The organism is Brevibacillus nigriterrae (assembly GCF_049846925.1).
Lineage (GTDB): Bacteria > Bacillota > Bacilli > Brevibacillales > Brevibacillaceae > Brevibacillus_H.
This window is the reverse complement of record NZ_JBNCMT010000001.1, coordinates 156,413-181,804: the sequence shown is the minus strand read 5'-3', so window position 1 is coordinate 181,804 and position 25,392 is coordinate 156,413. Positions and strand designations below refer to the sequence as shown.

Genomic DNA, 25,392 nt, shown 5'->3' with positions numbered 1-25,392 from the left:
AAAAACTATAGTAGGCTTGAATCAGTAAAGGAAGTGTAGGGTATGCGTATTTTATTTTTGGGGGATATATGCGGTTCACCGGGAAGAGAGATGGTTGTTGAGTATCTTCCACGATTGAAGCGTAAATTCCAGCCTTCTGTCATTGTAGTAAATGGAGAAAATGCGGCGAACGGCCGAGGAATTACCGAAAAAATTACGAAAGAGTTGTACGGTGCAGGTGTTCACGCTATTACGATGGGCAATCATACATGGGATAACAAAGAGATCTTTGACTTTATCGATCAAGATTCAAGGATGATTCGTCCGGCAAACTTCCCCAAAGGAGCACCGGGCCAAGGGATCACTTACATAACTGTGCCGGAGGGTGAACTCGCTGTCATCAATCTGCAAGGAAGAGCGTTTTTGCCACCGTTGGATTGCCCGTTCGAGTTAGCAGATCAGCTTGTCGAACAAGCACGCAAGCGCACCAAATACATCTTGGTCGATTTCCATGCAGAGGCAACGTCGGAGAAACAGGCGATGGGCTGGTATCTGGATGGAAGGGTTACAGCAGTGGTTGGGACTCATACTCATGTTCAAACCGGTGACGATCGTATTCTCCCGGGTGGTACGGGGTACCTCACCGACGCAGGAATGTGTGGGCCGATGGACGGCATCCTGGGCATGGAACGGGAAGCGGTGATCAAGAAATTTCTGACACAATTGCCTGTTCGATTTGAGGTAGCTTCTGGGAATAAACAATTGAATGCTGTATTATTTACCGCTGATAAAACAACTGGTAAAACATTGAAGGTGCAACGAATCCGAATTGACTCAGAGTATCCCTTTATGGAATAATATGATTAGATCGGAATTTTTTGAATTTTCCCTGTCAAAAGGAAGGAATTTTTAGGGGTTATTCGAATATCATCTTAATGAAAACAGTTATTCTATCAGACGGGAGGTACAAAGGATGGAAGTATTAAAAGTTTCAGCAAAGTCTAACCCCAACTCTGTCGCTGGCGCCCTTGCTGGTGTGCTTCGTGAACGCGGAGCAGCCGAGATCCAAGCTATTGGGGCTGGAGCGCTTAACCAAGCTGTTAAAGCAGTAGCAATCGCAAGAGGGTTCGTAGCGCCTAGTGGTGTCGACTTAATCTGCATTCCAGCCTTCACCGATATAGTGATTGATGGGGAAGAGCGTACAGCCATCAAACTAATTGTAGAACCCAGATGATAGTCTAGCCAAAGTAAATAAAGTGTTGAGTACCTGTTTGTTCACTGAATAAACAGGTTTTTTCGTTTTAATGGAAAGTTTGTGCTGCAACAAGCGTAAAAAGCCACGATTCTAATGGGGAAAAGGGGACAATAATAATGAAGATATTTGATGCACATTGTGATGCGTTGTTAAAGCTGTTGGAACATCCTGATCTTACTTTTACCGACGAGGATGATCGTCTCCGTGCCAGTTATCCAGAACTGGAAAAGGGAAATGTGCAATTTCAGGCGTTTGCCATGTACGTTCCCGAGCGAATTCATCCTCATGCACGATTGACAACGACGCTGGACATGATCAATCTGTACTACTCAAAAATTCAGCCTGTTGGATACAAGCTCATCTTGTCAAAGAATGATTTAGAAATAACTGTTTGCGATGACAAGAACGGTGCCATTCTGTTTGTAGAAGGGGCTGGGGCCATCGAAGGCCAACTGACTAATTTGCATACACTGCACCGTCTGGGTGTGCGAGGGATGACACTGACGTGGAATTTTCGCAATGAAGTGGCTGATGGCTGTCACGAACCGAATCCGGGCGGGCTAAGTCTTTTTGGTCGAAAGGTTATTGAAGAAATGAACCAATTGGGCATGATAATCGATGTGTCCCATATCGCTGAACCAGGATTTTGGGATACGTTAGAACTCTCAACAAAACCTGTGATTGCTTCTCATTCGAATGTAAAACAGCTATGTAACCATGTACGCAATCTATCCGATCAACAAATCGATGCACTGATACAGAAAGATGGTGTGATCGGACTTTCCTTTATCCCGTACTTCAACACATCCGAAAAGCGTACGGTCTGGATTGATGATCTCTTGAGGCACCTTGATTACATATGTGCGCGCGGCGGGGTGAATCACGTTTCATTTGGATCTGATTTTGATGGAGAAAAACTCCTGTTTGGGGATTTGACTAGTCCCGGACAGTACACATTATTAGTAGACAACCTCCTGAAAAGATTCAAACAGGAGGAAGTGGAGAAATTTGTACGAGGAAATTGGTTGCGAGTTTTTACAAAAGTGTTACAATAACATTAGAAGATTAATGAACTAAGTACATCGTTCGAATGATTCCAAAAGTAATTTTAGTAAAAGCACTTGCAATTTTGCAGAGCTAGGACTACAATTGGAAAAGCTTATACACACATTGTTCACATCTTATCCATTTGCTGTCATATTGACTTTTACAGTCTGTTATAGTGAGGGACGTCTCAACGTTTTTCATGAGAATTTGATGTGACTGCTTGCAGTCAATAAAAAGCGGTTTTTGCCGTTTTTTGTGTCGATCGGTGAATGGATGATGCATCTTCTTTCACAGTCTCTGAAGGGGTGGAATTTCATGATTAGTCAACTTTCTTGGAAAGTTGGAGGACAGCAAGGGGAAGGTATCGAGAGTACTGGCGAAATCTTCTCCACAGCGATGAACCGTATGGGCTATCATCTATATGGTTATCGTCATTTCTCTTCACGTATCAAAGGTGGTCACACCAACAACAAGATTCGCGTAAGTACACAACCGCTTCGTGCAATTTCAGATGTTCTTGATATGTTGGTCGCGTTTGACCAAGAGACAATTGATCTGAATGCATACGAATTACGTGAAGGCGGAATTATCATTGCAGATGCGAAGTTCAATCCAACGCTACCTGAAGGCCTCAAGCCTGTGCGTCTGCTCTCCGTACCATTGACACAAATTGCGGATGAATTAGGAACTTCCCTTATGAAGAACATGGTGTCCATCGGGGCAACCAGTGCAATCCTGGGAATCTCTGTGGAAAGCTACCGCAACATCGTGGAAGACATGTTCTTGCGCAAAGGTGAAAAAGTTGTAGAAAAGAACATGGAAGCGATTGCAAAAGGCGCTGAGTTCGTTACAGGAATTGTAGGCGGCCAACTTCCTGATTTCCAATTAGAAAAACCGGTAACAGATGGTCAAACTCGTCTGTTCATGATCGGTAACGATGCAATTGCACTCGGTGCTGTAGCTGCGGGTGTACGTTTTATGCCAGCATACCCAATTACGCCAGCATCTGAGGTTATGGAATATTTGATTAAGAAACTGCCTAAATTTGGTGGTACCGTTATCCAAACTGAAGACGAAATCGCTGCGATCACGATGGCTATCGGTGGTGCCTACGCAGGTGCTCGTACATTGACAGCTTCTTCCGGCCCTGGACTTTCCTTGATGATGGAAGCTATCGGCTTGGCTGGTATGACGGAAACACCAGTTGTTATCGTTGATACACAACGTGGTGGTCCATCCACTGGTCTTCCTACAAAAATTGAACAATCTGACTTTATGGCGATGATCTATGGTACACATGGTGAAATTCCAAAAGTTGTCCTCGCTCCTAGCACAGTAGAAGAGTGTTTCTATGATGCTGTAGAAGCGTTCAATATCGCTGAGGAATATCAAGTGCCAGTTATTTTGATGACTGATATTGCATTGTCTCTTGGCAAACAAACAACAGATCCGCTTGACTTCAGCAAGGTTGAAATCCGCCGTGGTAAATTGATGACTGGCGATCTTCCTGAGATTCCTGCTGATCAATTGTTCAAGCGCTATGAATTGACTGAAGATGGCATTTCCCCTCGTTCCATTCCGGGTCAAAAATACGGAATTCACCATGTAACAGGGGTAGAACATGACCAAACAGGTCGTCCATCGGAAAGTCCTATTAACCGCAACCAACAAACGAATAAACGTTTAGGCAAAATTAGCACAGTTGAATCTACATTCAAAAACCCTGTGTTGGTTGATGCTCCACATCAAGAAGCAGATGTTCTCATCATTGGTATCAACTCAACTGGTGGTACAATACAAGAAGCGAAAGCTCGTCTGGAACAAGAAGGCTTTACGGTGAACCATGCTCATATTCGCTTGGTGCATCCGTTCCCAACCAACACACTCAAACCGTTGATTGAAAAAGCACGTAAAGTGGTTGTGATTGAGAATAATGCCACTGGACAAATCTCCAGCTTGTTGAAAATGAACTTGGGCAATGCAGAAAAAATCGAAATGGTTATGAAATATGACGGTAATCCGTTCTTGCCAAACGATATTTATACAGGTGTTAAGGGGCTGATCAAGCGTGGCGACGTTCAAAGAGTTTCGCAATAATATAAAGCCAAACTGGTGCCCGGGCTGTGGTGACTTCTCTGTACAAGCAGCGATTCAACGTGCTGCTGCAAATGTAGGATTAGAGCCTGAGCAATTGGCAGTTATCTCTGGTATCGGCTGTTCTGGTCGTATCTCTGGTTATATCAATGCTTATGGATTACATGGTATTCATGGTCGTGCACTTCCTATCGCTCAAGGCGTGAAAATGGCAAACCGTGAACTTACTGTAATCGCTTCTGGTGGAGACGGTGACGGTTTTGCGATTGGTATGGGTCATACTGTTCATGCGATTCGTCGTAACATGAACATCACTTATATCGTAATGGATAATGCTATTTACGGTTTGACGAAAGGACAAACTTCTCCGCGCTCTGCGGCAGGTTTCGTAACCAAGTCAACACCAGGCGGCTCTATCGAGTCTGCGATCTCACCAGTTGAATTGGCACTTTCCGTAGGTGCTACATTCGTTGCTCAATCTTTTTCTAGCGATTTGAAAGGTCTGACAGAGTTGATTGAAGCTGGTATCAAGCATGAGGGCTTCTCCTTGATCAACGTATTTAGTCCATGTGTAACGTACAACAAAGTGAACACTTACGATTGGTTCAAGGAAAACATCGTTCCTGTTGAATCAGTAGAAGGCTATGATCCACATGATCGTATCAAAGCGATGTCCTTCTCTATGCAACACAAAGGTTTGTTAACCGGTTTGATCTATCAAGACACGGAGAAAAAATCCTACGAACAATCGGTTAAAGGCTTCAAAGAAGAAGGGATTGCTAACCAGGATATCAACCTTTCTGCAGAAGATTTTGCGAAATTGGTGGCAGAATTCAAATAATATCTTCAACTTCGGTTGATTAGTAGAACCTCTCCAAATACTGGAGAGGTTCTATTTTCTTTTACGCTCCCATTGACGGTATCCCAGCATCAGTAGAAAAATAACCACAACTTGGCCAAAAAGAGGGTACAATACAGAGAGAAGAGAACTAAAGCCAATAAAACTGATCAGATAACTTAAAAGCAAAATGAAGATGGTGATAATACTGGGTGTGATGCTGAAAAATCGTTTCATCTGCTCGACGACACCAAATACGTTTGCAACTAGCGAAGAGAAGATTTCAGCGAACACAAGGAGTGCAAATAAATACGCTGCTGCTTTTCCCATATCGGTCAAAAGAAAAATCATCGGCATTTCTACTTCCAATATCTGAGGCGAATGATTGTGCATGGAAGAATAGGCTAGTAAAAGCAGCAAGCCAATTCCACACCCGCCTAAAATGCCCCCCCAGATCAATGTTCGACGGTCTTTGCTTTCTCGCCCCATAGGGACCAGGACAGATTGCGAAAGAGCGATGTTTAATGCTACATAGGAAAGGGGGGAGGTAATCCACACCCACGACCTGGCTGTTTCGATGATCACACCAGAGTTAGATCCGGTTTGGACCCAAGGCTGATGATGAAGGAAAACAAGAATGGTAAAGCCGATCAAAATAGGGACAAAAAAACTGTTCACGGAATGGATCGCATGCAATCCTCTCACCGTGACAATATAGATACAGATCATACTCAACCAAATACCGAGTTGTGGAGAGAGTTGAAATGACTCCACGAAGATCGAACCAGTTGCAGCTAGCATAACGGATGTTGTACCGATGAGAATTGTCAGTAGAATGATATTAAAGAACGTTCCAAGCGGCTTGCCGAACAGATACATACTGATATCGTGATAAGAAGTGGCTTTGATGTGGCGTGCAACCAGCATCACCTGTATTCCTGACCAAATAAAGAGAAACGATGCGAGAAGGATTCCAACGAAGCCCTGAACGCCATATTGGACGAAAAACTCGATGATTTCCCGTCCAGATGCAAAACCCGCACCAACCACCGTTCCAATATAGGTAAAAGCGATTTGAAATGTAAGTTTCCATGAGTTTGGCATCTTGTACCCTCCTACCACCATCCTATGAGAAGGAGTGAAGTTTCATGCGCTTGACCATTCTGGGCTGTCATTCTCCCTACCCTGGAGCGAATGGAGCAACAGCAGGGTACTTATTGCAGACAGATGAGGTAAATCTATTGTTTGATTGTGGCAGTGGAGTGATCAGCCAGCTCTTGAACTATTTGCCGATCAGTGAATTGGATGCAGTATTTCTTTCCCATTATCATCACGATCACGTTGCCGATGTCGGTGTGCTTCAATACGGAACCATGCTACATATGCGTATGAATGATCGGGTTAAAGGAAGTTTACCGATCTATGGGCCAGCCAAACCGGAAGAGAAGGGGCTTACACTGGATTATGAAACGTTTACGACCTTCCATGAGGTGAACGAAGAGTCTCGTATCACAATTGGAGATTGCACCGTCACATTTTTGCAAACACAGCATGACATTACCTGCTATGCGATGAGAATCCAGCAAGGTGACAAGACAATTGTTTACGGTGCAGACAGCGGGCCTGGGACCAGGTGGTTTCCCTTTGTGACAGGGGCTGATTTGTTCATTGGTGAAGGGACTTTTCTGGAAAAATATAAACCGACTACACCGACAGGTCATTTAAGCGTCAAAGAAGCCGCAGCAGTTGCCGAGCAGATTGGTTGCAGCAGGTTTATCGTGACTCACTTGTTTCCTGCCTATCAGGAATCGGAGGTACGAAGCGAAATAGAAGGGTATACTCGGGGAGAAGGATATGTAGCTAAAATTGGGCTGCAGCTACACTTATAGAAATCATAAGGGGAGAGCCAGATGTTACCTAATGTATTGGAAGTTGCGAGAAGATTCATCAGAGAGAGAGTCGGGTTGGGAGAAACAGTAGTAGATGCAACGATGGGGAATGGCAATGATACGCTATTTTTGGCTGAGCTCATCGGACAACATGGCAAAGTGATTGCATATGATATCCAGCAGGAAGCGGCAGAAAAGACGAGGGCTCGTCTGGAACGAGAAGGTGTGGCTGAACGGGTTGACATTCGCATCGTGAGCCACGAGGAAATGAATCAGGTTCCAGATACTGTGGGAGCTATCATGTTCAATCTGGGTTATCTACCAGGAGGCAATAAAGAGGTTACGACACAGGCAGCCAGTACCATTCGTGCCATCGAAGCAGGACTTGGGTTACTAAAATCAGGCGGAGTAATGACAATTATCGTCTACTGGGGTCATGATGCAGGAAAGATTGAGAAAGACGCTGTGGAAGAATATTGTGTGAATCTGGATCAAACCGAGTACTTGGCGTTGAAATATCAGTACGTAAACCAACAAAACCAGGCACCATTCCTATTAGTGATTGAAAAACGGAGCAAGTAAAAGTCGGAATAAGCAAGTCCTGCACAACGATTTGGGCAAGCGCTTTGCTCATTCACTTCATACCCTGTAAGGAAGAAATATCGGTTAGAAATGGGTATGAGAGGGGATTTGAGTGAGACAAATCGGGATACTACTTGATTGGGCTATACTGAAGCGGGCATATGCAGGAATACCAACATTCGAAAGACTGAACTACTATGAAGAATTAGGTAAGCAGATGAATTTGGCTCCCGTGTTTTTTCATCCGTTGCAAGTGGATTTCCGGACTAGAAAAGTGAGAGGCTATGTCTACCAAAAAGGAAAACTCATTCGTACAGTAACCTCGGTTCCGCCAGTTATTCATAATCGTATTTTAACCGGAAATCAAGAGACCAACAGAGCCATTGAGAAGCTCGGTAAATTCAGTCAGGTTTATAATGGAATTGTGATCCGAAACAAGGCTGCCATTCATCAATATTTATGGGCAAATTCAGCGCTTCACCCTTATCTGCCGAGAACTGCAACATTTTCTCAGGAAACTCTGATTCAATTTCTCAAACAATACCCGATCGTTTACGTGAAACCCGTTATTGGTTCCGTTGGTCAGGGGGTAGGAAGAATTGAACAGACGGGAGAAAAGTATTTGTTCATTACATCAGAACATCGTATGCATGTAACCAAAAAAGAGGTAATCGCCCAGGTTGGAAAGTGGGTAAATGTCAAACGATTCCTTGTACAACAAGGTGTTATGCTGGCGAAATACCAGGGTCAAACGTTTGATATTCGTGTTTCTGTACAAAAAGATGGGTTACGGCAATGGGGTGTTTCTGGTTTTGTCTGTAAAATAGCAAATCCAGAGAACAAGCTGAGTAATCTGGCAAAGGGAGGAAGGGCGGAACAAATTGATAAAGTGCTTGCTTCCTTATTCCCATTGGACCAGATACTACGAGTAAAAGCTGAACTGACTCGTGCAGCGATTGAAATTGCGATCCAGTACAATAAGTATTTCCCGTCACTTGCAGACTTAGGAATGGACATGGGCATCGATCCACTGGGAAATCCGTACCTCATTGAAATCAACGTAAGAGACCAGCGTTATTCTTTTTATAAAGCGGGCTCCATCGATATGTTTCGCCAGACGTATCTACGTCCATTAGAATATGGGAGAAGCTTTTTCTAGCGCAAAGCCTGCACTGAGTCGAGGTGCAGGCTTTGTGTTTTAATCATTGAATGTTACTGTTCTTCCAAGAATAACGACATGTCGGACAGCCCGGTTTTCATCTTCAATCCCCAGCCAAATTGTTCATGATTCGTTAGTTCGGCACGAATCGTATTCAAGCCGGCTCTCCAACGAACAGGCAAGCTGGCATAATCACTGCGGATGCGGCCATCACTTCCCGGCGGTGCCCATCGCCACGTTCCCTGGTAGACCTCTGCATCATTGACCCAAAGCCGAATTTGATCGCTAAAACCAAAGGATAACTCTGTTTCTTTTTCTTCAGGGATCGTAAACGTGCTTTCCACCAGGACGGAAATCCCTGGCTCTGCTGGATACAGGCGATTGATGTTTAGTGTGCCGTTTTCTTCCACTTGGGCTTTTGACCACTGATGCACGACGGTTTGATTGTCTTGTGAAACAAATGGGGAAGAAACCATCCATTCCGTTAGATAAGTTTCGTCCATCAGTTTTTTTATGTCCGTACTACGATGGGTGATCAGAATCGGTGTAATTTCTTCTACCGAGAGATTACGTATGTAACACGGTAAATAGCCCCAAAATCCAATTTTGTCAAGGGAGCCGCCATGCTGAAGATTGGGGATGATAAGCTCTGGTGACGCATTCTCATTCAAATAAACAGCAGCCCCGTTTGGATAAACTTCCACACTTAAGTTCATCCACTTCCCGGTCGTATTCTGTAACGGTTTTTGGTATGACGGCCCGTTGTAAATTTGCCATGTCATGGAATTGTTCATCACAGGGTCGTATTGAATTTCTTGTGGGGCTAGATAAATCAGTTCATAATTTTGTGAATCTCTTGCGCCGAATACCAGCCCAACAAAAGCAACTGGAGGGGGAATGGCAACTTCTGCTTTCAGACGAAAACTCTCAAAAGATATTTCTTCCTTTAGAAAGACCGGTTCTCCTAGCTTTTCAAGAAATAAAGCCTTTTGCCCTTGATACTCTCCTGGGGTTGCTCCAGAGTTGGATAAATCAAACGCTTCCCAATCATCCCACAGGCTCCAGCTTCGCTTACTCATACTGACACGTCACCCACCCATTCTCCGTCTTCAGGAATCAACACTCGGTGTATCAATGCTCTCGCCTCCAATTCGTGCCGCAAATCATTTCTTGTGAGCAAACAATGGTTAATGGAATCCATGTGAACGGCTATGATCTGCGTATTGGGAGCGAATTGACAAACTTGCACTATATCGTTTACATCCATTGTGATGGGATCACCTGTTGCAAATTGGGCCGCACCTGTATTCAAGACAGTGATCGTAGGGGTATAGGTAGCGAGAGCATGCTCCACATCCTCACACCAGATCGTATCTCCAGCAATGTATACCGAGGGTTCGCCCTCTGCATGAAGAACGAAGCCAGATACAATGCCCATCAGCTTACCGATTTCACCTGTGCCATGCTGACCACCTGTACGGTCCAACCGAATACCGTTCCACATCAATGTCTCCTGAATTGGGTTCACTTGTGAAAAGCCTGCTTCTTGCAATTTGTCCCGATCAGAAGGCTGGCAGAAAACCGGAATCTGCTTGGGAAGAAGTTGTTTGGCTGTTTCATCGAAGTGATCTGGATGACAATGAGTGATGATGATGGCATCCACTTGTGTTAAAGAGTCTGCCCTGAGTGGAAGATCAACAAGAGGATTTCTTCGATCATTAGTGGAATTCAAAATAGGAGGCATTGTTTCTTTCGGCGACAACATGGGATCAACGAGTATGCGATAACCGTTGAATTCCAGCAGAAGTGTTGCATGGCGAATCAGTTGCATTTTCATTTCATTCACTCCTTAGTTGATGGTAGATTAAGAATACGTGAAACCCAAGCGCAAATGAATGTTCTGGTGAAAGCAAATGTCACATTTTACTTACACTGTGAAAGGATTTATCCGTATGCTGATAGATGAAATCGATGTAAAGATTATCGAGTTGCTGATGCAGGATTCTCGTACACAATGGAAAACAATCGGTGAACAGATTCACATGACAGGACAAGCAGTAGCCGCACGCATCCGCAAAATGGAGGATATGGGCATCATCGAGGGGTTCACCTTGCGAGTCAATCCAACCAAGATGGGGTTGATCGTAACTGCCTTTATCACCGTATTTATGAAATCTCCCAATCATCAATCGTTTTTTCAATTTATCGAGACGCAGACAAACGTGGAAGAAGTCCATCGGGTCACAGGAGAAGGGTGTTATTTCGTGAAAGCGAACTTCCCGTCACACGATGAGTTGAATGAATTCCTTGATCAACTGCTCATGCATGCGAACTATCGGGTATCCATATCCCTGAAGAGAATGTTTTCTCATCAGAACAAGGTCACCAAGGAGGATGACAGATGAAACAGAGTAAAACGAATGCCATGCGGCTTTTAGACAAAGAAAAAATCGACTATGCGATGATGACCTATCAAACAGACGATGGGAAAATAGATGGGGTTTCAGTTGCCAATAAGATTGGAAGGGAAGCAGGGGTAGTATATAAAACCCTGATTTCTCAAGGTACCAGCAAGGCCTATTTTGTTTTTGTGATTCCAGTTGAGGCTGAGCTCGATTTGAAAAAGGCGGCAAGGGCTGTTGGAGAAAAGAAAGTGGAGATGATCCCGGTTAAGGATATTACGAAAGTGTCAGGCTATATTCGTGGGGGGTGTTCACCGATTGGCATGAAAAAGTTGTTTACTACAATCATCGATGAACGAGCTCAATCACTTGATACTATGATTGTCAGCGGCGGAAATATCGGAGTACAGATCGAGTTGAAGGCAGAGAATCTGGCCAAGGTAACAAAAGCAAACTTTGCTGATGTAGCACAAATCTGACGATACAGACGAAACGGAAGTCAATCAGTCTCCGATTGACTTCCGTTTTTTCTATTCAATCCCTCGTGCATGGCGATACAATTCGGCGAGAATGGATCGACGAGTCAGTATCCCTACAAATACACCATCTTCATTCTCTACACAAATAAACGGGTGGTTAATCGAGAGCTCCAACGCTCGCAGGAAATCACCCTGATCAGAGATTCTGGGAATCTTGTGGATCATTACATCTTCTACTTTGCGATCATCCAGTTTTTCATATTCAATCCGCTCGATTCCCAGGATAGATTCTACAATGACGGTAGTACTCAACAGGCCGTGAATACGGTATTCCATATCGAGAACGGGAATGACTGAGTATCCCGATTTGATCAGTACAAGCAATGCGTGTTGCAACGAATTGCCAAGCTGCACATGTGCAACGTTAGAAGCCGGGATGATTAAATCTGTTATGTTAGCCTGAGGAAGCTCTGGTATTGAGTTAGCCAACATGATCACTTCCTTTCAGTACAAACGTTTCTGTCGTAAAACGAAAAAAAGCCCAGCGTATGCCAGGCCAATAATCGAGGTGTGGGAGACAAACTGTTCCCACTACTAGTATGGCCCGAAATCGACTTATTTTCATTAGGAATTTGTTGCCACAGGGCACTGGTGACCAAGCGGTAAGACTGTTCTTTCTATGCACGGTATGGCTGCATTTGTTGCTGGTGTTGATGCTTTTTCCTTGCCTTTACCCATAACGTGCTGATGCGGGTGTTGTTATATAGTATTATACTGACAGGTACAGTCAGTATGAACATACTTGCCATAATCGCTGGAACTGACCAGAATCGTACGTGATAGATCACATAGCTTTCCAACAGGAACAGAATCAATGGATGCGTCATATAAATGGCCATATTATGTTTTGCCATTCTTGACAACCAAGTCCCAATATGTGGTATTCTGCCTAATCGTGCCATTACTGGATAAAAGGCAATCATCAAGCTAAGTGTGTAAACCATATAGAGCGGGGTAAAGATATTGAGCCCTTCCAGGTAGGTCATTTTGCCAGTCAGATAGCGATGGATAAGAATGAAAGAGGTTGTCCCTAAAATTATCCAACTAAACGGAGCAAGGCGACGTACCCAGATTCTCCACTGGTCAACATGGAGTCCGGCAAATGCACCCAACAGAAAATAAAACAAATACATATACACATACAGCTGGTTATACACATAGCTGTGTTTTAAAAGCGACAATAGCATGTTGGCATTCCAGTCAATCTGATTCAGTACAGGAGCAGAAAAAAAGTGTTGATAGGCTCCGTACAGCATCATCTGTAAAACGCCAATCAGGACGACGAGTCGGAATCGAATGTATTTTTCAATCACGCGTTTACTGAGCATGAAAAGTACAGTTACCTGTAAATACAACGGAATGTAATACAGGTGATAAAAGGAACTGCCGCTAATCAGACTGGTCAAGTATTCCGGAACCAATACAGATGGATCAGTTGTTTGGAATCGGGTGTAAGTATAGATTCCTGTCCAGATCAAATAGGGCAGAATAATATTTACCCAACGTTTGCGCCAAAAAACACTCCAATCGACGTCCCGATGTCGATACCAGTAAAACAGCAACATGCCTGTACCAAAGATGAAAAACGCCCTGCTGAATCGCAGTAAAATGATCAGTATGGCTTCAATGTCATAGTTCCATGCGAATTCATTCTGTGCTTCGATAAAGAAACCGAGAATGTGAAGTAAAAGGATTGACAGCGCCCCGAATACAAAGAAAGCGTTCAAATCCTCGAAAGATCCTCTACGGTTGCTCTCCATGATGTGTTTTTAAGAAACCTCCCGAAAAACGTCAAAACATTACTAGATGTCTGGCGTATTGATGAGTTATGGAAGCCTCCAAGTTTCTTCCATAATCTCTCTGGCTGTGAAAGAAAACAACTGCAACTTATCCTGCAGATGTTGCTTTGCCTGTTCAAATGCGGATACGTTTAATCGAAAAGGGACTTGCTCAGCTTTATGTGTCTGACAAAAAGAATCCCACAAGGAAGTTTTTACTTCATCAACGGTAACATGTCTCCCCGCCAACTCAGTAATACTTCCAATCGTAGTGGCGTCGATAAAAGGAATCGGTTTGTTGTTTTCCATCAAGTGTAGTCCTGCTTCCTGATAGAAATTCTCCATGAGAAGTCCCCGCTCCAGACCGCTTCCTTCAATATTAATGCATAACTGAAGAATCGAGCCATATCGTGTCCTGCGCTGGGCCATACCGCCAATTTTTTTGCCGTTGATAGCAAAGTCGTAGTCGCCTACGCAATAAGAGCCTGTCACTTCACCCACTTCTATTTTACCATACGACTCCAAACCTTCCTGTAACATCGTAGCTGCCAAGCGGAAAAACTCATCAATGGTGACAGAAAGATTTGGTAATAATATGGCAATATTCAATACTCCGGCATCCAAGGGCACACAAGCACCGCCAGAAGAGCGCAAAAGGGCGCCATAGCCATTTTTGGCAGTCGTCCGTAGGGCAGCTTCCAGATTAGGAAGTCTGGCGTCACGGCGTCCTAAAAAGAGAGCTCGTTCATATACCCAGAGATGTACGATCGGTTTCGAATCTGCCTCAGCCATAGAGTTTGCCAGGGCCTCATCCATAGCAATCGGAAAGACAGGACTTTGTGTATGAATGCCTGAATCCATCCAGAGAACCTGATCCATGATGGGAAATTGTGACAAGGTGCAGCCTCCTTTCCATGCCAAAAGTCGGTTCCCATTATACACGTGGTTTGTCTAATTTTCAAACAAAGCAGGCAAAATGGAAAGAATGCCCGGGATTGGTTAGCTTCCCGGGCATTTCTACATTAAATTAAATTGATAGGGTGAAGCGGGAGATTACCTAGTCAGTGCCTTGAAGGAGAAGTTATCGAAGAAAGTACCCTTCTCAGGCAATCCTTCACCGGATTTTCTTTGCAAGTAAAGGCCAACGGTGGTAGGTTGCTTCAATTGATCTTTTTGCTCAAATACAAAGTTTCCATTCAGATAGATGGAAAAGGAACTATCTTTGACAACCACCTTGAGTTTGTTCGTTGATTGCAACTTGTAGGAAACCTGGGTCAAAACCTTTACTTCACTGCTGTTTGCATCTTTTACGGTGCCAACAGTCAATTTGCCCTTTTCTACATAGATTACTTTGGGGTCATCGTCTTTACCGGAGATATAGAGTCCGCCTAACCCGTCTGTTCCTTTTGCAAGCACATCTACTTGCATCTCATAGTTTTGGGATTCATCTGATTTTTCCCAGTTTAACGGAAGGAAAAGATGATCCAGGTCTTTTTCAAATGTAAAAGCGGTAGCAGTTTTGTTGTAAACACCCCACGTACCTAAAGATGAGCCAGTTTTCCAGTTTGAGCTTAACTTGGAATCGGTAAACGAGTCAGTAATTGTTGTCCCTTGTGGCGGTTTTGGTGGCTCAGGCTTTGGTTCCGTGGTAGGCGGGAATACAACTTTGGTTTCATCCAGATTGGCACGGTACAGAAGAGAGGCAGCTTCTGCACGAGTAATCGGTGCCAACGGACGGAATGTACGGTCATTGAATCCCTTGATTAATTCATTTTTAATGGCTAGTGCAATATACGGACGAAGTGCTTTGGAAATATCATCTTCATCCCGGAAATTATCCAGCAAGTCAAGATCAGCATTTTGTGTTCTGTCGTAGCCCATCAAGCGTACCAGTGCGACGGCAATATCTTCACGTACAGCGTACTCATCTGGCTTATACAGATAGGAAGAGCCAGACTTGTAGCCAGTTAAATACGATTTAGCTAATTCGACATAATAGAATGCCCAGTGACGTTTGCTTACATCCTTGAAAGTTTGGCTCACAGAGTGGGACCGGTCGATATCAATATCTGCTGCAGCAATCATGATTTTGGCAAATTCGGCCCTGGTAATCTTGTTGTCCGGGCGGAATGTACGATCGTTGTAACCAGAAATAATACCTCGATCAGCCATATCCATGATCGCTTCATAGGCCCAATGACTCCTTGGCACGTCTGTAAAGCTTGTTGCTGCAAAAGCCTGAGGCAGCATACTGAAAATGAGCAATGTTGATAAAAGTAAAGTAAATATCTTTCTCATTACCTTATCCTCCTTCGATCGTCTGTGAAAGTTTCTGTCATGTATGACGTTGGGAATTACAGGAAAGTTGCAGGAGGACAGGCCTAACCCTAAAAAATAAGACAGCAGTCTGATAATCACTGCTGTCTTTTATCTGTTTAGTAGGTCAATAGCACGATTTTCTGTCACATCGTTTAGGAGGACATGAACAAGATTTTCGTTTTCTGCATTTTCTTCCACGATGGCAACTAGACGAAGAAGACGAAGAAGACGAGGAAGATGAAGATGATGAAGAAGACGACGAAGACGAAGACGACGAAGACTGATGACAAGACTCATTTTTAGGCGGTAATAGAGGTCTGGGCCTTGGTGGAGGTGGAGGGGGGGCAATTGGTGGAAATGGTGACACGATTGGTGGCCTTGGCGGCGGTGGCGGCAGCGGAGGCGGTAGAGGGCCAGGAACAACCGTTGTTTGTGGTGAAACAACCGTTGTTTGTGGCGAAACGACTGTTGTCTGTGGCGACACCACCGTTGTTTGCGGTGACACAATTACTGGTGGAATCGGGAAAGGCACAATAATGACTCTTCGCCGTTTGAATTTGAAGCATGGATCGGGAACATAAGGATTATTCAAGATTAGCCATTGTAAGGAAATGCCGAACTTGCAAGAAATTGATTCAAGAGATTCTCCTCGGGCAGCTAAGTATTGGTACAAATTGATATCCTCCTTTCATCCTTATTGGCTAATGTATGCGGTACAATGGACATGCGAAAGGACTAAAGCCTATTACTAGGAAAATGTGCGGATGAATGTAACAATTCGAAACGTCCTCCTTTTTGAACAACTTATTAAATCTGAAGATTTTACGTATAATTCAGAAAAATCTTCTGGTACGATGGTGGGAAAAGGTGTTATTGCAGGAGGAATTACGATGGACTCGTTGGAAATTCGGAAAAAGTGGGAGACTCATCCAATCCTTCAAGTGCTGACAGAAGAGCAGAAAACAATGCTGTTGCAAGCGATGGAGATTATTGAATTACCTGCAGGCAGTGTATTTATTCATGAAGGCATGATTGATTCTGATTTGTTTCTTCTAGTTGAAGGAATGGCCAAGAACACATTTATCAGTGACGAAGGAGAAGAAATTACGGTTCTTTTTTACCATCCGAATGATCTGATTGGGTTAGTGTCAGCCATTTCTCATCGAAGAACAAGGTTTTCCATTCAAACCGTTATGGACTCCATAGTTTTGCGAATGCCTCATGTCGTGTTTGAACAGCTCCTGCGAGTAAATTATCCTTTTGCAGAAAAAGTAATGAGAATCATCAGCCAACGCTTTGATACCTTGTATCAGGAAATTCAGCAAGAGCACTCCTACCATTCTACTGGCTTCGATACTTTCCCCTACCGCAAAAAAATCGGTGAAATCATGAGCTCTCCCGTCATAACAGCTTGGGAAGGCGACCGATTGACAAGCTTGGCGTCCAAGATGATGGAGTCACGAGTGTCATCGCTAGTCATTCTATCTTCCGGGGCCGAGGTCAAAGGAATTGTTACAAGAGAAGATATCATTCGCATTGTTGCATCTGATCCGTCCAACTTGACCACGTATCATGCGAGAGATGTCATGAGTACAACCCTGCTGACGCTTCCTCCAGAAGCATATTATTATGAAGCAATTGTCATGATGGCAAAGCATAAAATACAGCATATTCCTGTTGTCACGCACACCCATTCGCTGGAAGGGATCATCACCATGCGCAACCTTACGGAAGCCAAAGGAGGAACCATCCTCTCTGTTGTCGATGAAGTGGAATCCCAAACGACTGTGGAGGGATTGCAAAATTCTCGACAACAGATCTACCGAATTCTTGATTCAATGGTAAAGGAAAATGCGGCAGCGCACGAAATGTGCAGTTTGATAACCGAACTGAATGATCGTCTGGTTCGCAAAGTGATCACGATCAGCGAAGAGAGCATGAGAAACGAAGGGTATGGGAATCCACCGGTAGAGTACTGCTGGTTGACAATGGGAAGTGAGGGCAGACGAGAGCAGACGCTCAGCACCGATCAGGATAATGCGATAATCTATCAAGATGTGGAGCCGCATGGGAAGAAACAGGCAAATGACTATTTCGCTCGTTTGGCTGACAAAATTGTTACTGGATTGGAGCAATGCGGTTTTCCTAGATGTTCTGGCAATGTCATGGCAACCAATCCCCGTTGGCGTCATTCCGTCAATGACTGGAAGCGGGAAATTGATCAATGGTTGGAATCTGTGGAAGGGGATGAATTACGAAACTTTACCATTTTCCTTGACTTTCGTCCCGCATATGGCTCTTTTGCCCTGGCTGAAGAAGTTCGGACCTATTTGATTTCCCTGTGTATGAACGATCGTTACCTCTTGCATCGACTGGCGGAAGATGATGAGGAGCATCAAGTGCCGCTCGGGGTGTTTGGTCGAATTCTTACAGAACGCAATAAAGCCCATCACGATGAAATCAATATCAAGCATGGCGGAGTGATGCATATTGTGAATGCCATGCGGATTTTTGCCTTGCGCGAGGGAATTCACGCCAATTCCACCATCGAACGATTGCACGCACTAACACAGCGGCAATTGTTTTCTGCAGAAGACGCAAGCAATATACAGGAAGCATTTAATACGCTGATGGTCCTCCGTATTCGTCAGAATCTAAAACAAATACAAGAAGGAAAGGAAGCGAACAATTACGTCTGTATTAAAACACTGTCCAAACGGGAATACATTCGTCTGAAAAAATCGCTGTCTACCGCCAAGTGGTTGCAACAGTTGGTAGCACATCGATTGCAGGTAGGGGGGAGGCTATGATTCGTTTTGTCGCAAACTGGGTAACCGAGCGTTTCCTGAACAAACAACAGAAGTATCAATGTGATCAGGAGTTGGCTGAAGAAATGATCCGCCTGCTCTCCATCAATAAAAGCGTGAAACATAATCCGTATGAAAAATTGTTGGAAAAAACTTTTGTCGTTTTTGATACTGAGACCACAGGATTTCATCCTTATGGGGGAGATGAGCTTCTCTCGATTGGAGCTGTCGTCGTAGAGAAAGGGAAGGTTGCGAGCGACAAAACGTTCTTTGAATGGATTAACCCCAACCGTTCAATTCCTCCAGAAATCCAGGAACTGCTGCAGATTACGGAAACTGACATCGCAGGTGCCCCCAAGGCAATGGAAGTCATTCGTGATTTTTTACAGTTCACAGGACCGGCTTGCATCGTGGCCCATAACCTGGAATTTGATTTGCATTTTTTGAATCGGCATCTTACCCTGTGCTGCAAAGAAAAGATCAAGAATCAAGCAATAGACACGTTTACTCTCACCTATCATATGTTCTCTACCTTGCCTTCCCATAACCTCGATACACTCCTGGCTACTTTCGATATCTCTCTTCGCAGGCGCCACCATGCCCTGGATGATGCGATCATGACAGCAGAATTGTTTACTGAACTATTGCAGATTTTGGATGAAAGAGGAATCCATTCGTTAATTGGTCTTGAACATTACATCCGAATGCAAGCCACTCAATACGGTTCATTCTGAAAGTAAGTTTTTTAAAAGTAAAAAGATTTTTTATGAACTTTCTTAGAGATTGGTTGTATCGGTATCCAATGAAAATTATGATGATAAGATGAAGAATCTGCCAAGCGGAGTAGTGGGGAAAGATGAGTCAAGAAAATCGGACATTGAGTGAGGAACTGAAAAAACTGTCGATCATCCAAAAGACATTTGAGCAGATGGATGGAAATGAATCATTACTGGGGCTTTTACTCACCTGCTCCTATGAAGGGTGTCTGGTAATGGATTTGGACGGAATCATCCAGGCGGTGAATCCGGTATGCAAGCGTATGACGGGATTATCCGCCAATCAACTGGTCGGACAAGCCTTTTATTCGAGAATTCATCCCGAAGATATTGATGCTACGATGTTTCGTTTTTCCATGCTCAAAATGGATATTCCCACTCGAAAAGCAGAGTGCCGCTACCTTGATGCCCGTGGCTTCTATATATGGATGGAAGCCAAAGGGAAATTGCTAAAAGACCATGAAGGCAACTCGCTAGGCATACTCGTCCATTTTTACAACAGCACAGAGCGAAAATCGATTGAAGATCAGTATTTGTTAAAGGAGAAAGTGTTCGAGAACGCACTGGAAGGCATCGTCATTACGGATCCTGACGGGAGAATCCTGATGGTGAACCCGGCATTTTGTTCCATTACGGGCTATAGCAAGGAAGAGGTAATCGGACAAAATCCAAGAATGCTGAAATCCGAAATCCACGACAAGGCCTTCTTCAAATCACTCTGGCAATCGTTGAAAGAAACGGGCAAGTGGGAAGGGGAGATTTGGAACAAACGGAAAAATGGAGAGATTTTCGTCGAGTGGGCGACCATTCGTGCGATTCGCAGCGAGAAGGGTAAAGATATGTTTTATGCCTCCGTGTTTACTGACATTACCAATCGGAAACAGGTGGAGGAAAAATTGCATTATGATTTACAGCTAGCTAAACAGGTACAAAAAAGCGTACTTAGTTCCCCGGTGAAAAATGAGCGAGTCGAAATTGACGCCTTGTACATCCCTTCGGAAGAATTGGGTGGGGATATGTATGCATGGTATGAAATTGATGAATACCGATATGGTGTCATTGTGTTGGACGTGGTGGGTCACGGTGTTGCTGCCTCTCTGATCAGTATGTCCATCCGTTCGCTGCTGCAAGGACTCATTACACGACTGATTGATCCGGTTCTTGTCATGAAAGAGCTGAACCGCCATATGCGGGCATTGTACCACTCCAGTGATTTAATCGGCGATCAGTTCCTTACGGCGATCTATGTCCTGGTTGATACAAAGCAAAAGATGCTCTCCTACGCTAATGCGGGACATCCTGCTGGGCTTTTGCTGAAAAATGATCAAACCGTACTGCCGTTGGATCAGGGAGGGGTACCGATTGGCCTGTTTAGCGATGTTCCCGTGATGAAGTACCACATTCCCCTCGAGGGTTCTTCACGAATCATCCTGCTGACAGATGGTTTGATCGATGCAATCAGCCAAAACTACGAGGTGGCGTTGAAGCATTTGCAAAAAGAGATCATGGATCATCTGAATGGCTCGAATGAGGCTTTGTTGAAAAAAGTAATTTCTGCATTCGTAACCTCCAATCACCAGGATGATATTTGTCTGGTTAGTATTAAAGTTGAATCTGATTAAACAAATTGTAATAAACCTCCTTCATTTTATTTCATTTCAGGCATTTGACTATGCTATAATACTTTGATGTAGCAACGAATATTTGTCATGGAATATGATGTTGAGGTGAGATAATGGCAGAAAAGAACGAGGGAACGGACTTAAAATCCTGTACCCCTGCTCCAGAAGAAAAAGATTTCAGCAAGTACTTTCAGCCGCCAAGCTTGAAAGAAGCGAAAAAACGCGGTAAGGAAGAGATTATGGTTGTCAGCTTTTCCGATGACCCGGTAATCGAACAAGCGGTTCAGGAAGTTCGCCAGATTACAGAGGGTAAGGATCTGAAATTCACGCTGAGAACCTATGGATGCCAGATGAACGAGCACGATAGTGAAACGATTGCTGGTATTCTGATGCAACTAGGCTATGAGCCAACGGATGATGAGGATGAAGCAGATGTCGTTCTCTTCAATACTTGTGCCGTTCGTGAAAATGCCGAAGACAAGGTATTCGGTGAGTTGGGACACATGAAGCGCCGGAAACGGAATAATCCGAATCTCATCCTGGGTGTCTGCGGCTGTATGTCGCAAGAAGAAGGGGTCGTTAACCGGATTCTCAAGAGCTTCCAGCAGGTGGATCTGATCTTTGGAACACACAACATTCATCGTTTGCCAGTCTTGCTGCGAGATGCGATGTACTCCAAGGAGATGGTGATTGAGGTTTGGTCCAAGGAAGGCGACATCATCGAGAACATGCCGAAAATCCGTGAAGGCAATATCAAAGCATGGGTAAATATCATGTACGGTTGCGACAAGTTTTGTACATATTGCATCGTGCCATACACCCGTGGGAAAGAACGCAGTCGTCGTCCAGAAGACGTGATTGCTGAAGTGCGTGACCTGGCTCGCCAAGGGTATAAGGAAATTATGCTGCTTGGCCAAAATGTCAACGCCTATGGTAAAGACTTCGAAGACATGGAGTACGGATTCGGTGATTTGCTTGACGAAATCCGTAAAATTGATATTCCTCGTATTCGTTTTACCACGAGCCACCCTCGGGATTTTGATGATCATTTGATCGAAGTTCTGGCGAAACGTGGCAACCTGGTTGAATATATTCATCTTCCGGTGCAATCAGGCAGCACAGATGTACTCAAATCAATGGCTCGCAAATATTCACGTGAACATTACCTTGAGTTGGTTCGCAAGATCAAGGCAGCCATTCCTGATGTCAGCCTGAGCACAGACATTATCGTTGGTTTCCCTGGTGAAACAGAGGAACAGTTCCAGGAAACGATCTCGCTTGTAGAAGAAGTAGGCTATGATTTTGCCTATACCTTCATCTACTCGGCTCGTGAAGGGACACCAGCGGCTGGCATGGAAGATACCGTTCCTGAAGACGTGAAGAAGAATCGATTGCATCGTCTGATGGACGTTCAAAACAAGATCAGCTTGGAGAAAAATCTGAAGCTGCTCGGAGAAACAATGGAAGTATTAGTAGAAGGCGAAAGCAAAAACAACCCCGAAGTCATGTCCGGGCGTACTCGCACCAATAAGCTCGTCCACTTTGCCGGAGATAAATCTCTTATCGGACAAATTGTGAATGTGCGAATTATAGATGCGAAAACATGGACATTGCACGGTGAGGTTGTAACCAAAGTAGAGGTGTAAAAAATGGCAGAATCCACATTCATTACAGATAAGGAAATTCTTGAAAAAGCAAGAGAGATTGCGATGATGATTTCCAAGTCCAAAGAGGTAGATTTCTACAAACGAGCAGAAAACCAGATCAAGCACAATGAACGCGTGCAAGACCTGATTCATGAAGTGAAACAAAAACAAAAGCAAATCGTGATGTTCGAATCCATGAATAAACCAGAAGTAGTAACCAAGCTCGAAGAAGAGTACAACCAACTTCAAGAAGAGTTGGATAACATTCCGATCGTGGCTGAGTTCAAACAGTCTCAAATGGATGTAAATGATCTGCTCCAAATGGTTACCAATGTTGTGGTCAACACTGTTTCTGAGCGGATCATCATTGATACAGGCGGAGATCCACTGAAAGGTGAGACGGGCGGCGGACCAGAAAAACATCATCACCACGGCGAGTGCGGATGCTCCTAGGATAATATCTCGATCGAATCTTGCACCCTAGACGAATACCCTGCATACAAATGTACAGAAACGTTGTATGGAGGAGGTAACGAAATGTCGGGTACAGATAAAGATCTGCAGTGCCGGTTGCTTATTGCGAAAGCTGTAGTTGGCAAGGGACATAAATTCTCGCAGACAACACATACCATCACGCCATCACACACTCCTTCGACGATCCTGGGTTGCTGGATTATTAACAACAGTTTCCAAGCAGAGAAAGTCGGAGAAGCGGTTGAAATCTCAGGTAAGTATGATGTGAACCTGTGGTATTCTTTCGCGGACAACACGCAAACAGAAGTAAAGAAAGAATGCGTCTCCTATTGCGAGAAAGTCCCTCTTTCCTACTTTGACCACAATTGCCGAGGCGAATTAGAGATTCTTGCAACAGCAGTAGAACAACCAAAATGCATTAAAGCCGAGATTTCTGGTGGCAATGTTGTTGTTCGGGTGGAAAAAGAGTTTGCGGTTGAGGTAGTTGGCGAAACCAAGGTATGCGTGGTCGTTTGCAACAGTTGCGATGATAAAGACTTCGACTACAACGGAGACTTTAACGATAGCAACAGCGAATTTGACGAAGACTATGATGACTTGCTAGACGACTTGGATTAAGAGAGGATGCAGTTTCCTCTCTTTTTTCTTTTCTGTGAAAAACGTCTCGACGTTTTTACCGAAGTAAATGCCAGATGTTACGCTGAGGCACCTTGTTATAAAAGTGGATGTGACCGCTTGCGGGCAACACGTTTTGGTCCCCCGACGTTTCAGTCCCCCGATGAGAGGGGATGAGAGGGGAAAACGGTCATGACCGTTTTGGTACCCTATATTTGCCCATGGCATACCATAGGTAGTGGGAAATGGGGGGAGTGTTTGCGATATGCATAATGCCGTTCTCAGGTTACACGGAATTCCTGCCAGTATAATGCCTACCCGCAATAGAGCAGGTGAAGCGATACAGAGTGAGCCATTTATTCGCAGATATCTGGTATTTTTGGATCAATATAAGGTTCTCGGGATCGAACGAATGGATGGCAATGGAGTTTGGCTCAACCAGACAGTTACTCAGCAAGATCAGCCATCTTTTGAGGCAATTGAATATATACCGGAAGATCTGGAATTAAAGCGGGTTGTCACACTGGCAATCCGCAGTATATATGCACTTGGTTTTGATTTTGGTGTAGTAGCCATTGGCGTTCATTCCCAGACCAGAATGAGCGTGCTTGAAGTCTCTCAGGAAATCAATGACAAGAGTAAAGTAGCCTGGAAGAAAGGTTCCCTGGATATGCAGCGGGAACAAGCATCATCACACCCGCATCAGGTCATGCTGGGTGCAGATCCCGAGTTTGCCTTGCGTGATGCCAATCTCCAAATGGGTATCGCCTCCAGGTATCTCGACAAGCAAGGAGTAATCGGACACGATGCAGCACGACTGCGTGGGGAAGGACTGCAATCCCAACATCCGCTTGTCGAGTTGCGACCTGACCCTTCTCCCAATCCACGGGAGGTATTTCGTCATTTATTACAGGCTATGAGAAAGGGCTATAAGAAAATTCCTGCAAACTTGGAATGGATTGCGGGTGGGATGCCTTTTTGGGGGTACCCGATTGGGGGGCACATCCATTTCAGCGGTGTCCCTTTGTCGTTCGACTTGCTGCATAAGCTGGATTCCTATCTAGCGTTACCCTTGACCTGTATCGAAGACGAAGGCTGTAAAAAACGCAGGCCAAGGTACGGGTTTCTCGGCGATTTTCGAGAACAGCCATATGGCGGATTTGAATACCGGACTCTGCCCAGTTGGTTGGTGTCACCCGAGATTACCCAAGGAGTGCTTGCTTTGGCCAAATTGATCGCATCTACTTACAATCAACTGACACAACATCCCCTGCAAGACATCCACATGCAAAGAGCGTACTATCAAGGTGATAAAAGCAAGCTGCGTCCATTGATACCGAAGCTGTGGCAAGAGCTGAAATCACTGGCGATGTATAAGGATTTGCAAATTGAATTGGATGCCTTTTACCAGACCATTCAAAATACCGAGACCTGGGATCATCAACGTGATATTCGCATCGCCTGGGGTTTGCTTTCCCGGGAAAAAAAGTCAGTTTCCCGCTATCGCAATGATACACAACAACCCTATCGAACCACCGTTTGATGCATGGTATAATGAAGAGCGAGAAATA

General features: G+C 44.4%; 25 protein-coding genes. 18 read left to right on the top strand and 7 right to left on the bottom strand.

Going from position 1 to position 25,392, the window contains the following annotated elements:
* Positions 1-42: 42 nt before the first annotated feature.
* The 5 genes from ACPW7N_RS00965 to ACPW7N_RS00945 all read left to right on the top strand — a co-directional run bounded on the left by ACPW7N_RS00965 (position 43) and on the right by ACPW7N_RS00945 (position 5,216).
* Entirely contained in the window at positions 43-837 is a 795-nt protein-coding gene (locus ACPW7N_RS00965; RefSeq protein WP_425649115.1) for a TIGR00282 family metallophosphoesterase, read from the top strand.
* Positions 838-952: 115 nt separating this feature from the next.
* A complete protein-coding gene (gene spoVS, locus ACPW7N_RS00960; protein WP_003385776.1) occupies positions 953-1,213 on the top strand; it encodes a stage V sporulation protein SpoVS in 261 nt (86 codons plus the stop codon).
* Between the two features lie 137 nt (positions 1,214-1,350).
* On the top strand, positions 1,351-2,289 hold the full coding sequence (locus ACPW7N_RS00955) for a dipeptidase (RefSeq protein ID WP_425649113.1): 939 nt from the start codon (positions 1,351-1,353) through the stop codon (positions 2,287-2,289).
* Positions 2,290-2,596: 307 nt separating this feature from the next.
* The gene (locus ACPW7N_RS00950; RefSeq protein WP_425649112.1) at positions 2,597-4,378 is read left to right on the top strand and encodes a 2-oxoacid:acceptor oxidoreductase subunit alpha; all 1,782 of its coding nucleotides are present in this window, start codon (positions 2,597-2,599) and stop codon (positions 4,376-4,378) included.
* Complete coding sequence (locus ACPW7N_RS00945) at positions 4,350-5,216, top strand: 2-oxoacid:ferredoxin oxidoreductase subunit beta (protein WP_425649111.1); 867 nt, start codon at positions 4,350-4,352, stop codon at positions 5,214-5,216. Before ACPW7N_RS00950 ends, ACPW7N_RS00945 begins: the two co-directional genes overlap by 29 nt.
* Positions 5,217-5,267: 51 nt before the next feature.
* On the opposite strand, the gene ACPW7N_RS00940 is transcribed toward ACPW7N_RS00945, so the two are convergent.
* Positions 5,268-6,317 (bottom strand): YkvI family membrane protein, encoded by a 1,050-nt coding sequence (locus tag ACPW7N_RS00940; RefSeq protein ID WP_425649110.1) that lies wholly within the window; start codon positions 6,315-6,317, stop codon positions 5,268-5,270.
* 44 nt (positions 6,318-6,361) lie between these two features.
* Between ACPW7N_RS00940 and ACPW7N_RS00935 the strand changes: the two genes are divergently transcribed.
* The 3 genes from ACPW7N_RS00935 (at position 6,362) to ACPW7N_RS00925 (ending at position 8,843) form a co-directional block, all read left to right on the top strand.
* Entirely contained in the window at positions 6,362-7,102 is a 741-nt protein-coding gene (locus tag ACPW7N_RS00935; RefSeq protein WP_425649109.1) for an MBL fold metallo-hydrolase, read from the top strand.
* A 21-nt stretch (positions 7,103-7,123) separates the two neighbouring features.
* The gene (gene mnmM / locus ACPW7N_RS00930) at positions 7,124-7,684 is read left to right on the top strand and encodes a tRNA 5-(aminomethyl)-2-thiouridylate-methyltransferase MnmM (protein WP_425649108.1); all 561 of its coding nucleotides are present in this window, start codon (positions 7,124-7,126) and stop codon (positions 7,682-7,684) included.
* A 112-nt stretch (positions 7,685-7,796) separates the two neighbouring features.
* Entirely contained in the window at positions 7,797-8,843 is a 1,047-nt protein-coding gene (locus ACPW7N_RS00925; protein ID WP_425649107.1) for a YheC/YheD family endospore coat-associated protein, read from the top strand.
* Between the two features lie 53 nt (positions 8,844-8,896).
* Here ACPW7N_RS00925 and ACPW7N_RS00920 read toward each other — a convergent pair whose 3' ends face one another.
* Both ACPW7N_RS00920 and ACPW7N_RS00915 read right to left on the bottom strand, forming a co-directional pair.
* The gene (locus ACPW7N_RS00920; protein ID WP_425649106.1) at positions 8,897-9,922 is read right to left on the bottom strand and encodes a hypothetical protein; all 1,026 of its coding nucleotides are present in this window, start codon (positions 9,920-9,922) and stop codon (positions 8,897-8,899) included.
* Entirely contained in the window at positions 9,919-10,680 is a 762-nt protein-coding gene (locus ACPW7N_RS00915) for an MBL fold metallo-hydrolase (RefSeq protein ID WP_425649105.1), read from the bottom strand. Before ACPW7N_RS00915 ends, ACPW7N_RS00920 begins: the two co-directional genes overlap by 4 nt.
* A gap of 76 nt (positions 10,681-10,756) precedes the next feature.
* Between ACPW7N_RS00915 and ACPW7N_RS00910 the strand changes: the two genes are divergently transcribed.
* The gene (locus ACPW7N_RS00910; RefSeq protein WP_425649104.1) at positions 10,757-11,248 is read left to right on the top strand and encodes an Lrp/AsnC family transcriptional regulator; all 492 of its coding nucleotides are present in this window, start codon (positions 10,757-10,759) and stop codon (positions 11,246-11,248) included.
* The gene (gene ybaK / locus ACPW7N_RS00905) at positions 11,245-11,724 is read left to right on the top strand and encodes a Cys-tRNA(Pro) deacylase (RefSeq protein ID WP_425649103.1); all 480 of its coding nucleotides are present in this window, start codon (positions 11,245-11,247) and stop codon (positions 11,722-11,724) included. The genes ACPW7N_RS00910 and ybaK overlap by 4 nt, the downstream gene beginning before the upstream one ends.
* Positions 11,725-11,775: 51 nt before the next feature.
* Here the strand turns inward: ybaK and cbpB are convergent, their stop codons facing one another.
* From cbpB to ACPW7N_RS00885, 4 genes are all read right to left on the bottom strand, one after another.
* Positions 11,776-12,216: a cyclic-di-AMP-binding protein CbpB gene (cbpB, locus tag ACPW7N_RS00900; RefSeq protein ID WP_425649102.1), complete on the bottom strand. Its 441-nt coding sequence runs from the start codon at positions 12,214-12,216 to the stop codon at positions 11,776-11,778.
* Positions 12,217-12,401: 185 nt separating this feature from the next.
* Complete coding sequence (locus ACPW7N_RS00895; protein WP_425649101.1) at positions 12,402-13,511, bottom strand: acyltransferase family protein; 1,110 nt, start codon at positions 13,509-13,511, stop codon at positions 12,402-12,404.
* A gap of 99 nt (positions 13,512-13,610) precedes the next feature.
* Positions 13,611-14,441, bottom strand: coding sequence for a lipoate--protein ligase family protein (locus ACPW7N_RS00890; RefSeq protein ID WP_425649267.1), 831 nt, complete (start codon positions 14,439-14,441; stop codon positions 13,611-13,613).
* Positions 14,442-14,615: 174 nt separating this feature from the next.
* Positions 14,616-15,860, bottom strand: a complete 1,245-nt coding sequence (locus tag ACPW7N_RS00885) for an S-layer homology domain-containing protein (protein WP_425649100.1) — start codon at positions 15,858-15,860, stop codon at positions 14,616-14,618.
* A gap of 408 nt (positions 15,861-16,268) precedes the next feature.
* On the opposite strand from ACPW7N_RS00885, the gene ACPW7N_RS00880 reads away from it, so the two are divergent.
* The 8 genes from ACPW7N_RS00880 (at position 16,269) to ACPW7N_RS00845 (ending at position 25,364) form a co-directional block, all read left to right on the top strand.
* Positions 16,269-16,418: a hypothetical protein gene (locus ACPW7N_RS00880; protein ID WP_425649099.1), complete on the top strand. Its 150-nt coding sequence runs from the start codon at positions 16,269-16,271 to the stop codon at positions 16,416-16,418.
* Between the two features lie 353 nt (positions 16,419-16,771).
* Entirely contained in the window at positions 16,772-18,691 is a 1,920-nt protein-coding gene (locus ACPW7N_RS00875) for a DUF294 nucleotidyltransferase-like domain-containing protein (RefSeq protein ID WP_425649098.1), read from the top strand.
* Positions 18,688-19,422 carry a 3'-5' exonuclease gene (locus tag ACPW7N_RS00870; RefSeq protein WP_425649097.1) on the top strand — a complete coding sequence of 245 codons (735 nt, stop codon included), beginning with the start codon at positions 18,688-18,690 and terminating at the stop codon, positions 19,420-19,422. The genes ACPW7N_RS00875 and ACPW7N_RS00870 overlap by 4 nt, the downstream gene beginning before the upstream one ends.
* Before the next feature lie 122 nt (positions 19,423-19,544).
* Positions 19,545-21,086: a SpoIIE family protein phosphatase gene (locus ACPW7N_RS00865; protein WP_425649096.1), complete on the top strand. Its 1,542-nt coding sequence runs from the start codon at positions 19,545-19,547 to the stop codon at positions 21,084-21,086.
* Positions 21,087-21,199: 113 nt separating this feature from the next.
* Positions 21,200-22,732, top strand: a complete 1,533-nt coding sequence (gene miaB / locus ACPW7N_RS00860) for a tRNA (N6-isopentenyl adenosine(37)-C2)-methylthiotransferase MiaB (RefSeq protein WP_425649095.1) — start codon at positions 21,200-21,202, stop codon at positions 22,730-22,732.
* Between the two features lie 3 nt (positions 22,733-22,735).
* Positions 22,736-23,185: a YlbF/YmcA family competence regulator gene (locus ACPW7N_RS00855; RefSeq protein WP_425649094.1), complete on the top strand. Its 450-nt coding sequence runs from the start codon at positions 22,736-22,738 to the stop codon at positions 23,183-23,185.
* 84 nt (positions 23,186-23,269) lie between these two features.
* On the top strand, positions 23,270-23,824 hold the full coding sequence (gene cotE, locus ACPW7N_RS00850) for an outer spore coat protein CotE (RefSeq protein WP_425649093.1): 555 nt from the start codon (positions 23,270-23,272) through the stop codon (positions 23,822-23,824).
* A gap of 262 nt (positions 23,825-24,086) precedes the next feature.
* Positions 24,087-25,364 (top strand): putative amidoligase domain-containing protein, encoded by a 1,278-nt coding sequence (locus ACPW7N_RS00845; protein WP_425649092.1) that lies wholly within the window; start codon positions 24,087-24,089, stop codon positions 25,362-25,364.
* Positions 25,365-25,392: the final 28 nt, after the last annotated feature.

Bases quoted from the DNA above. Each gene is read 5' to 3' on its own strand.
- ACPW7N_RS00965 (WP_425649115.1), top strand. From the start codon at position 43: ATGCGTATTTTATTTTTGGGGGATATATGCGGTTCACCGGGAAGAGAG.
- spoVS (WP_003385776.1), top strand. From the start codon at position 953: ATGGAAGTATTAAAAGTTTCAGCAAAGTCTAACCCCAACTCTGTCGCT.
- ACPW7N_RS00955 (WP_425649113.1), top strand. From the start codon at position 1,351: ATGAAGATATTTGATGCACATTGTGATGCGTTGTTAAAGCTGTTGGAA.
- ACPW7N_RS00950 (WP_425649112.1), top strand. From the start codon at position 2,597: ATGATTAGTCAACTTTCTTGGAAAGTTGGAGGACAGCAAGGGGAAGGT.
- ACPW7N_RS00940 (WP_425649110.1), bottom strand. From the start codon at position 6,317: ATGCCAAACTCATGGAAACTTACATTTCAAATCGCTTTTACCTATATT.
- ACPW7N_RS00935 (WP_425649109.1), top strand. From the start codon at position 6,362: ATGCGCTTGACCATTCTGGGCTGTCATTCTCCCTACCCTGGAGCGAAT.
- mnmM (WP_425649108.1), top strand. From the start codon at position 7,124: ATGTTACCTAATGTATTGGAAGTTGCGAGAAGATTCATCAGAGAGAGA.
- ACPW7N_RS00920 (WP_425649106.1), bottom strand. From the start codon at position 9,922: ATGAGTAAGCGAAGCTGGAGCCTGTGGGATGATTGGGAAGCGTTTGAT.
- ACPW7N_RS00915 (WP_425649105.1), bottom strand. From the start codon at position 10,680: ATGAAAATGCAACTGATTCGCCATGCAACACTTCTGCTGGAATTCAAC.
- ACPW7N_RS00910 (WP_425649104.1), top strand. From the start codon at position 10,757: ATGTCACATTTTACTTACACTGTGAAAGGATTTATCCGTATGCTGATA.
- ybaK (WP_425649103.1), top strand. From the start codon at position 11,245: ATGAAACAGAGTAAAACGAATGCCATGCGGCTTTTAGACAAAGAAAAA.
- cbpB (WP_425649102.1), bottom strand. From the start codon at position 12,216: ATGTTGGCTAACTCAATACCAGAGCTTCCTCAGGCTAACATAACAGAT.
- ACPW7N_RS00890 (WP_425649267.1), bottom strand. From the start codon at position 14,441: ATGGATCAGGTTCTCTGGATGGATTCAGGCATTCATACACAAAGTCCT.
- ACPW7N_RS00885 (WP_425649100.1), bottom strand. From the start codon at position 15,860: ATGAGAAAGATATTTACTTTACTTTTATCAACATTGCTCATTTTCAGT.
- ACPW7N_RS00875 (WP_425649098.1), top strand. From the start codon at position 16,772: ATGGACTCGTTGGAAATTCGGAAAAAGTGGGAGACTCATCCAATCCTT.
- ACPW7N_RS00870 (WP_425649097.1), top strand. From the start codon at position 18,688: ATGATTCGTTTTGTCGCAAACTGGGTAACCGAGCGTTTCCTGAACAAA.
- ACPW7N_RS00865 (WP_425649096.1), top strand. From the start codon at position 19,545: ATGAGTCAAGAAAATCGGACATTGAGTGAGGAACTGAAAAAACTGTCG.
- miaB (WP_425649095.1), top strand. From the start codon at position 21,200: ATGGCAGAAAAGAACGAGGGAACGGACTTAAAATCCTGTACCCCTGCT.
- ACPW7N_RS00855 (WP_425649094.1), top strand. From the start codon at position 22,736: ATGGCAGAATCCACATTCATTACAGATAAGGAAATTCTTGAAAAAGCA.
- cotE (WP_425649093.1), top strand. From the start codon at position 23,270: ATGTCGGGTACAGATAAAGATCTGCAGTGCCGGTTGCTTATTGCGAAA.
- ACPW7N_RS00845 (WP_425649092.1), top strand. From the start codon at position 24,087: ATGCATAATGCCGTTCTCAGGTTACACGGAATTCCTGCCAGTATAATG.